10 protein-coding genes are annotated in these 6,296 nt (G+C 39.5%); all 10 read left to right on the plus strand.

Annotated features, from left to right (window positions below):
* Nucleotides 1-632: 632 nt before the first annotated feature.
* The 10 genes from PVV69_RS09000 to PVV69_RS09045 all read left to right on the plus strand — a co-directional run bounded on the left by PVV69_RS09000 (nucleotide 633) and on the right by PVV69_RS09045 (nucleotide 5,955).
* Nucleotides 633-1,169 carry a hypothetical protein gene (locus PVV69_RS09000; RefSeq protein ID WP_273757236.1) on the plus strand — a complete coding sequence of 179 codons (537 nt, stop codon included), beginning with the start codon at nucleotides 633-635 and terminating at the stop codon, nucleotides 1,167-1,169.
* A complete protein-coding gene (locus PVV69_RS09005) occupies nucleotides 1,166-1,723 on the plus strand; it encodes a hypothetical protein (protein WP_273757237.1) in 558 nt (185 codons plus the stop codon). The genes PVV69_RS09000 and PVV69_RS09005 overlap by 4 nt, the downstream gene beginning before the upstream one ends.
* A 46-nt stretch (nucleotides 1,724-1,769) precedes the next feature.
* Nucleotides 1,770-2,327, plus strand: a complete 558-nt coding sequence (locus tag PVV69_RS09010) for a hypothetical protein (protein ID WP_273757238.1) — start codon at nucleotides 1,770-1,772, stop codon at nucleotides 2,325-2,327.
* On the plus strand, nucleotides 2,317-2,511 hold the full coding sequence (locus PVV69_RS09015; RefSeq protein ID WP_273721665.1) for a hypothetical protein: 195 nt from the start codon (nucleotides 2,317-2,319) through the stop codon (nucleotides 2,509-2,511). The genes PVV69_RS09010 and PVV69_RS09015 overlap by 11 nt, the downstream gene beginning before the upstream one ends.
* 10 nt (nucleotides 2,512-2,521) lie before the next feature.
* Nucleotides 2,522-2,671, plus strand: a complete 150-nt coding sequence (locus tag PVV69_RS09020; RefSeq protein WP_273757239.1) for a hypothetical protein — start codon at nucleotides 2,522-2,524, stop codon at nucleotides 2,669-2,671.
* A 420-nt stretch (nucleotides 2,672-3,091) separates the two neighbouring features.
* Nucleotides 3,092-3,394, plus strand: a complete 303-nt coding sequence (locus tag PVV69_RS09025) for a hypothetical protein (RefSeq protein ID WP_273757240.1) — start codon at nucleotides 3,092-3,094, stop codon at nucleotides 3,392-3,394.
* 47 nt (nucleotides 3,395-3,441) lie between these two features.
* Nucleotides 3,442-3,669 carry a hypothetical protein gene (locus tag PVV69_RS09030; RefSeq protein ID WP_273757241.1) on the plus strand — a complete coding sequence of 76 codons (228 nt, stop codon included), beginning with the start codon at nucleotides 3,442-3,444 and terminating at the stop codon, nucleotides 3,667-3,669.
* Nucleotides 3,657-4,214 carry a hypothetical protein gene (locus PVV69_RS09035; RefSeq protein ID WP_273757242.1) on the plus strand — a complete coding sequence of 186 codons (558 nt, stop codon included), beginning with the start codon at nucleotides 3,657-3,659 and terminating at the stop codon, nucleotides 4,212-4,214. The genes PVV69_RS09030 and PVV69_RS09035 overlap by 13 nt, the downstream gene beginning before the upstream one ends.
* Before the next feature lies 1 nt (nucleotide 4,215).
* Complete coding sequence (locus PVV69_RS09040; RefSeq protein ID WP_273757243.1) at nucleotides 4,216-4,719, plus strand: DUF6622 family protein; 504 nt, start codon at nucleotides 4,216-4,218, stop codon at nucleotides 4,717-4,719.
* 1,005 nt (nucleotides 4,720-5,724) lie between these two features.
* Nucleotides 5,725-5,955: a hypothetical protein gene (locus tag PVV69_RS09045; RefSeq protein WP_273757244.1), complete on the plus strand. Its 231-nt coding sequence runs from the start codon at nucleotides 5,725-5,727 to the stop codon at nucleotides 5,953-5,955.
* Nucleotides 5,956-6,296: the final 341 nt, after the last annotated feature.

The following is a 6,296-nucleotide window of genomic DNA, read 5'->3' on the forward strand; positions in this document are numbered from 1 at the left end:
TGAAAAAGTGTGGGGGTGTTTTTATGACCATAGACAAACCACAACACGGGTCTCTTGCCAGTGAGGTAGCTGTTGTGTCTGGGGGTGCTATTGATAAAGCATCGAAGCTTTTTTCTTTCAAAAAAGCGATCCCCTCTCGATAGAAGATTATGTCATTATCTTTTGCTTATCTCTCACAATAGTGATATTTTACGCTGCTATAATGTACGGAGATCTTCTGGAATATTTTCATGTGATCTCCAAGGAGCCGTGATATCCAAAGAGCTGTTTGAAGCAATGGTTTAGGCAAATCTTTACAAAACATTTCTGGAAAGTTTAAAAAATTTATCCTTGAACAAACTTGCCTTTAGCAAAATGAATAGGACAGAATTATGGCGCGCTGCTGGGTGGAATGGCGTTTGGGCTACTCTATTGTCTTATTTTGCAGATGCTTTTTTAGTTATATACTCTTGCCAGTTATTTTGCTCTTCCATTTTCTCTTGGATCGTGAATTGAAAGAAATAACACAGCGGTGGAGAAAAACGTGCTGATAAAAACATGAGAGAGCTTGCACAATTGTAAAAAAAGCTTTAAATGAATCCCTCACGTTAGTGTGTGTGTTGTCAAACATTTCAGGAATGGGGGGTATTTGCATGACCATAGACAAACCACAACACGGATCTCTTGCCAGTGAGGCGGTTGTTGTGTCGGGGCAAGCTTTTGATGAAGCATCAAAGCTTTTTTCTTTCAAAAAATCCTTGGCTCTCTCAACAAAAGATTATGTCATTATCTGTTGTTTGGCTGTAATCTTATTAGTGTTTTTTGCCGCTATGGCCTATATCAATCCTCTGGAATATTTTCATGTGATCTCCAAGGAGCAGTTTGAAGCGATTGCTCAGGAAAATCTTCGAGCAATGGGGCAGGAAAATATTGGAAAACAGGTTTTTGAAGCAGGTGCTCTGCTACAAAAGCATTTTATAGAATTATGGCGGGCTGCTGGATGGAATGGCGTTTGGGCTTTGATATGTTGTATACCAATAGCCATCTTTGGATTTGTTTTCGGATTCTTTCCGCTCTTGTTTATTTTCTGTGCTGTGTTGAAGCGTGAGGTAAAAGGAATGATCCAGCAATGGGAAAAATCGTTAGAATTGCAAAATACCAATTACGCAATAGATAGGGGGGGAGAGTGATTGTTTTTTCATTATGGACCATAGTTTGGGCAATATTTATGAGTGTGCTCATTGGTGCAGCATATATTATGATTTTTATTTTTACTCTTATGACGGTTTTTGTCATTTATTATTCTTTTGTTAAACGCGCAGGCTTGTTGTTTTGCATGTGGCGAAAACTTAAAAAAGCTGCACTGCAAAAATTGGGCCGTTATGAAAAACATAGCAGGGCGCAAAACTCAATTTTTGAGGCAAAGTTCAGTCCTGTTGCCTTTAAAGAATCTTTGGCTTTGTCAAGAAGAGAGTATAAAATCATCTGTTGTGTTGTTTTGATCATGTTGATCCCTTTGGTGTGCTTGATGATTAGTGCGGCTTTTTATCCAAGATCTGCAATTTTTTTGGCAGATTTGGCAGTCAAGGCCCCTGTTTTGTCTAAAGTCATCGAGTTTGTATTCCAAGGGTGGCTTTCAAGCTGGGCATGTATTGTTTCTTTCTTACCGGTGGTTTTGATACTTCACGCTCTCCTCTATTGTGGCGTGAAAAGAACGGTAAAAAAATTGGAAAAATTTGCTTGAAGAGAGTGTAACACAACATCTTCACACAATGCGATAGGGGAAAAAAGTGGCTATTTTTATAAAATATTTCGGTATGTTTGGACTGATTATCATAGGCATTCTTATGCTTATGGTCATCATCAGAGTTCCTTACTTTTTGATCAAATATCTCAGATTGCACTGTAAACTGTCTCAGGAATTGAGAAAGAGCATCATACAAGAAAAGGATGCATTACAGAAATTACACAGTGATAAGAAGGGAATACAAAAACAGAATGCAGTGCTTGAGGCAAAAGCACGCCTGCTTTCTTTCAAAACATCCATGATGCTCTGGCCAAGAGAGTTTAAAGTTATCTTTTTCTTCTGTTTTCTCTATATCATTTTACAGGTTTTCTTTGCTGTAAAAGGCTGGGAATGGTGGAAGAATGATATAAGCTTCTTTATCATGATGCTGGTGAGTATTATATGGGTGTGTGCTTTGTTATTGAGCCCTATCATTGCACTGTTCTTTGTCAAGTTGAGTAGAAAATTGAGAAAGACAATTCAACAATTGGAAGAAGCGATTGTACAACGAGATGAAGCGCTTCGTGCGCAGGATGCTATAGGGGGAAACAATGACCGCTAGTTTTATAACATTAACAGTTCTCTCTGGTCTATGTTGGGTGATTGTTAGCCTTTCCATTTCTTTGCCAATTTTGCTCCTTTATTACATGTTTATCAAGCGTGCACGGTTGTATTGTAAAGCCAAAAGAGAACTGAAAAGAGTGCTGCAAGAACGTGACGCAGCGCTAGGGCGGTGTGCAAAATAGGAAAGATAAGATGGAGCAGGATTTAGGCTTTGATCAAGGCGCTGTTTTATCATTTGCAGGTACGCTAGTTCTGACAGGAAAAGAGTATAAAACAAGAGGCTCTAGAGCTGTTATCATAGGCAATATTTCTTTGATGATTATGATTGCCTCAATTGCTTAGTCATGCAAAGTTTTTGATCTTACTGCTTCCTTGGAAAAAATGGCGGTTTGTTTTGTGGATATCAGCGATGTGATGTTTTGAATGTCTATTTGATTTTGGGGTGTTTTCTTGTCTCTTTGCCTATTCTTACGCTCTTGTACATTCTACAGGAGCTTCAGTGGAAAAAACAGCCCGCAATGGCAAGAAGCAACCCAATAGCAAAATGGGGTTAGTTTGTAGAAGGCAAGTTCTTCTTATCGGCTTATGAGATCATCTCGCTGTTTGAGAAGCCTTATTCTGTACGCTCATGTAAATGGCATTATGCTTTTTATGGCTTTATTTAACGTGCGTGGTTGTATCGTAAAGCACAAGGAGAACGCAAAAGAGTGTTGTAAGAGTGTGACGGATTGCTAGGACGATGTGCAAAAGAGGAAAAATAACATGGAACAGGATTTAGAGGTTAATCAAGGGATTGCTTCTTCGTTGGAAGGGGCTTTGGTTCTGTCAAAACAGGATTATAAAAGAATATTTCATATCTCTACACTTATGGTGACTGTTTTGGTCGTGTTTGGCTTTGTATACCAGGTGATGTGTGGAGCAGGTTTTCTTTCTTTTGCTCTTTTAGAGTCGCTGGCATGGATTTTCGCTGCGGCTCTTTTCTTCTTACCAAGTATTTTATTGTTGCGTGTCATCGTGACACGAAAATTGAAGAAAATCATTCAGGAACTGGAAGAAGAAATCTAGCGAAGAAAAGCCGATATGATCACACCTTGTCATCAAGGAAAGATAAAATGAAGTCTTTTTCGTGTGGGGCGAAAAATATCGCATCTGTTGCGCTGAAAAAAGTAAAGTTCATTGAAGCAGTTTATCCGGGAGATACCTATCAGTTGACCATTAAACAGGATACAGAGTGTGAACCAGATGGTGTTTTTTATATTCATACGGAAACTAAAAAACGAAGAGCTTGCGGTCAGTTTTCTATCAAATATAAAAAGAAGGATGCACCATGTTTAACATAATAATCTCTTTTATTCCGTGGAGTATTCACTCCTGGATTATCAATGGAAACGTTTTAACTCTGGTCGAACGCTCTCTTATTTTAACGGTGCTTTTATTGTTCATTATTGCTCTGAATATTAAAATTATCCGGCAGAGAGAACCCGTGATGATTACTAACATTCTGACAGTTATTGTTCTGTTTGTTAATTATTTCACTGGATGGTCTACACTTTTACTGAACTACCCTACAGTTTTTTGCTATCTGTCACTTACTCTGGTTTCATTGATGAGCTTGCTGGTAAAAAAACCCTTTACCATTTTTTATGCGCCTGCTGGTATTCCTGAAGAAAAACGCAAACATATCCTCTTTTATCTCATCAATAAATATATTACATGTATTTGGGTCATCATCTTTTTTGCCAATGGTCTTCTAGTGGCTTTTTTTACATGCTCCCCCCAGATTTGGTTGGTCACTATGGGTTTAATTTTTGCTGGTATTCTTTTTTCTAAATATCTTCCTCATGTCATGCAATATTTTTATCGCGTGAAACACCATGGAGCATAATATGTCATTGTTTAATATTCTGACTAAAACCCCTTTATGGGCCTGGATTTTGCTTATTTTTCTCATCGCGAGGGGAATAATCGCATTGAAAGATAGGGAAATGAAGGTTAACCGCCTTTTTCTATTGCCGTTAGTCTTTCTTTTTTTGGGCGGAAGCGATGTGATTAACCAGCTGGCGTTCCCATGCTGGGGAGCATTCTCAATGTTGGCAGGGCTGATGATCGGCGTTGGCGTTGGCTGGTTGCTCTGGCGTGCCACTCCGCGTTTAAAAATCAAAGAGGGAACGGATTTAATTATTCGGCCTGGTACGCCGTTGACGCTGATATTTATTCTTATCGCTTTTGTCATCAAATTCACATTGATTGTTTTTCTCCATGTTAAACCTGATTTGAAATATGCATTTGATTTTAATCTTCTTTTTGGTCTTTTAAGTGGGTTCACTGATGGTGTGTTTTGGGGCGGCACATTAAATTTATATAGAGCATTTCGAAAGAATCCAAATTAATTCCTATACCATGGGGACTTCCTATCAGAACTCTCTCAAGAGAAGCTTATTCTTAACAACAACGCTGCATACAAGTGCAGCGTTGCCTCGTAGTTTCAGATTTTTTTATCCCAGCGCGTGAAGAGGTGAGGAAAGTGATATATCTGACTATGCCCCCTTGGGGGAAGAGCGAGCCTAAAGGTTTAGAATGCTATGAGTTTGAGCTCGCTGGACTTTGAGCAGATGATTTATCGCTGATGGGAAATCATTTTGTTTTACGATTCAAAAAGAGGAGAGTGATAGTCTCATGGGCGTAGGTGGGCTAAGAAAACTGTTAGCTTGGCAAATGCCGTCAACAGTTTGTAGAACGATGTTGTGGACTCCCCTAGCGGTTGCTATGATGGCATGATGCTTTTGGCAAGCAATTGTGATAGGGGGGTAGGAACCGGTGTTTAAGGGTACAACTGCGGTCATTGTACGACGTAAGTAGCATTCCGTCTGAGTCTTTAGGAGCGGCAGACTCCGTATAGGCTGTGCGTACAATATGTGAAGCATGCTTGCGGGATCAGTGTGTCATTATTGCGTTGTGCACGCAACCCTCTCGCTAGTATTTCATGGTAAGGCTGTTTTTTGAAGCTGATTGTCATGATCTGTGTGTTTTAAAGAGAACGTTAACACCGATGTATCATGTGCAGTGGCACTCTGATAGTAAAATTTCACCATCATAACCCACAAAAACTCTTCTTACTGTTTTACGCACATTTCTGTTGCAGCAATATTTTTCTCCCACAGCGATCTAAACACTCTACCCACTTTTTATGCTTTTCTCACGGGACCAAACAGGAAAATCCATGCTCCACATTTCACGCCCTATACTGCGTGCTATAAAAAACACGCGCCTTTAAAAAGCAAAAGTTTACGAAAGGGCAAAACCCACAGCACTGTTGAAAAATCTGGGGGTATCAAAAAGCAGAGCGTTTGCGAACCGGTTGTTAGCGGACTTATGAAATGGAGACTCTTTATAGAATGAAAGGAGCAAAAATTATCGGTAATTTGAGGCGTGTTTTGATTGTGAATGGTATTTTTGCTGTAGTTTATCGAGTTTTTCAGCAATTGGCTCCCATCATTCTGCAAAAGCCTCCCCCTATTGGAACAACAATGTTTGAACAACAAGAAGCCCCCCCTGAACGTCTCTATCATAATTTCATAGAGCGCTTCGCAGTGTCGTTTCTCAAAAATCTGCTAAGCTTCGCTTAAACTTGTTCTCCCCCATGTCTGGAAAAACACTCTACCCACTTTTTATGCTTTTCTCACGGGACCAAATAGGAAAATCCATGCTCCACATTTCACGCCCTATACTGCGTGCTATAAAAAACACGCGCCTTTAAAAAGCAAAAGTTTACGAAAGGGCAAAACCCACAGCACTGTTGAAAAATCTGGGGGTATCAAAAAGCAGAGCGTTTGCGAACCGGTTGTTAGCGGACTTATGAAATGGAGACTCTTTATAGAATGAAAGGAGCAAAAATTATCGGTAATTTGAGGCGTGTTTTGATTGTGAATGGTATTTTTGCTGTAGTTTATCGAGTTTTTCAGCAATT

Origin of the sequence: Bartonella sp. MM73XJBT (assembly GCF_028618465.1) — a bacterium.
Taxonomy (GTDB): domain Bacteria; phylum Pseudomonadota; class Alphaproteobacteria; order Rhizobiales; family Rhizobiaceae; genus Bartonella.